This is a genomic window from Mesorhizobium sp. M7A.F.Ca.ET.027.03.2.1, from assembly GCF_003999175.1.
Classification (GTDB): domain Bacteria; phylum Pseudomonadota; class Alphaproteobacteria; order Rhizobiales; family Rhizobiaceae; genus Mesorhizobium.
Genome location: NZ_RZOM01001224.1, coordinates 1 through 1,662 on the forward strand (window position 1 = coordinate 1; position 1,662 = coordinate 1,662).

Annotated in this window: 1 protein-coding gene and 1 pseudogene; both read right to left on the reverse strand. The window is 63.1% G+C overall.

The window, feature by feature from the left end:
- Positions 1 to 864, reverse strand: a pseudogene (locus EN750_RS33205) (indolepyruvate ferredoxin oxidoreductase family protein); the annotation flags it as partial.
- A 219-nt stretch (positions 865 to 1,083) separates the two neighbouring features.
- Complete coding sequence (locus tag EN750_RS33210; RefSeq protein WP_127399183.1) at positions 1,084 to 1,620, reverse strand: hypothetical protein; 537 nt, start codon at positions 1,618 to 1,620, stop codon at positions 1,084 to 1,086.
- Positions 1,621 to 1,662 lie beyond the last annotated feature (42 nt).

Here is a 1,662-nt window from a genome sequence, read left to right on the forward strand (position 1 = left end):
GAGATAGCTCTTGCCCAGCGTGATGATGCCGATCTTCGGGTTGCGGCCGCCCGAATAGACGATGCGGTTCAGCCCGTTGGCAAGGATGAAGGCGGAAGCCGCGGCGCGCTTGTGCTCATGCAGCCGCTCCTCCTGACCGAGCATATCGATCTCGTGGCGAATGTTGAGACCGCCTGATGGCATGTCGAAATCCGGCACGACGATGTTCAGCCGCTCGAGCGCGGCATCGACCGAGGCGGTCGATTCGATGTTATCCTTGACGCATTTGATCGCCGCCCAGGTACCGGCAAAGCGCGACATGGCAAAGCCGTAGAGCCCGTAATCGATGATCTCCTGGACACCGGCGGGATTGAGGATCGGCACCATCGTGTCGACGAACAGGAATTCGGTGGCGTGCGCATTGGTCGAGGATTCGGCCATATGGTCATCGCCCATCAGCGCAAGCACGCCGCCATGCTTCGACGATCCGGCGAGGTTGGCGTGGCGGAACACGTCGCCTGAGCGATCGACACCCGGTCCCTTGCCGTACCAGACCGAAAAGACGCCGTCATGAGTGCCCTCGCCCAGCAGTTCCGTCTGCTGCGTTCCCCAGCAAGCGGTGGCGGCAAGCTCCTCGTTGAGACCCGGCTGGAAGACGATGTCAGCCTGGGCGAGCTGTTTCTTCGCCTTCCAAAGCTGCATGTCGAGGCCGCCGAGCGGCGAACCGCGATAGCCGGAGACGAAGCCGGCCGTGTTCAGGCCGGCGCGGCGATCACGCTCGCGCTGCATCAGCAGCATGCGAATGACCGCCTGCGCGCCAGACAGGAAGATGCGCTCCTTTGCGAGATCGAACTTGTCGTCGAGCGCGACGTCGTGCAGCGTCATCAGGCATTTCCTCTGCGGAGGCCACGCGGGGCAGGCAGCCAACGTCGGGGTCGGATGACGCATCCTTTCTCCCCTTGCAAGGCAGGTCAAACAAAATCGCAGATGCCAGGCAACGCGCAACGAACCGTCCGCGGCCATCCTGAATCGGGTATGAAACCGATCCGTGGACATTGCCCTGCGCACGAAAATTTCAGCTGCGGTCCGGGCGACCGCGCCGCATCAGCCGCCCTTCGAGCAATCCGGCTTCGGTTCGCCCGGCAGCTTGCCGTCGGGATGGCCGACGAGATCGGGATTGGCGGTGTAGAGTTGGTCGATGACCAGCGGCCGGTCGGGCAGGATCGACTGGTCTTCCGTCGACATCAGCGTGGTATCGATCTTCTGCAGGACCGCGCCGTCGGCGCCCTTGACGCTGATGGCAATCGCATAGGGCTTGTTCTTGACGACGCAGGTCAGTGCCGGGCTCTCCAGCGTCACCTTGTCGAGCTTCGGCCAGACCTTCTGCTCGACGACCAGAGGCGCGCCGCCGGCGGGATCCTGGAAGCTGGCGACCGCGACCTGGCCCTCTCCCATCGGCTTCAGCGGCCGCAGGGTCACTACATAAGTGGCCCTTGCGAGGCGGTAGTTGAAGACGAATATCTTACCGGAAATCTCGAACAGCTTGCCTTCGTCATTGCCGCTATCGCGGCAGGCGCCCAGCGCAACGGCCGCGATGAGTGCCGCGCCGACAAGGATCGAACGGGAAAGGCCGCTACGCATTCTTGACCTCATTTTCCGCCATGCGACGGCGATGGTAGTGAC

What these genes read in the sequence shown, in the direction of transcription:
- EN750_RS33210 (WP_127399183.1), bottom strand. Translation starts at nt 1,620, where the DNA reads ATGCGTAGCGGCCTTTCCCGTTCGATCCTTGTCGGCGCGGCACTCATC.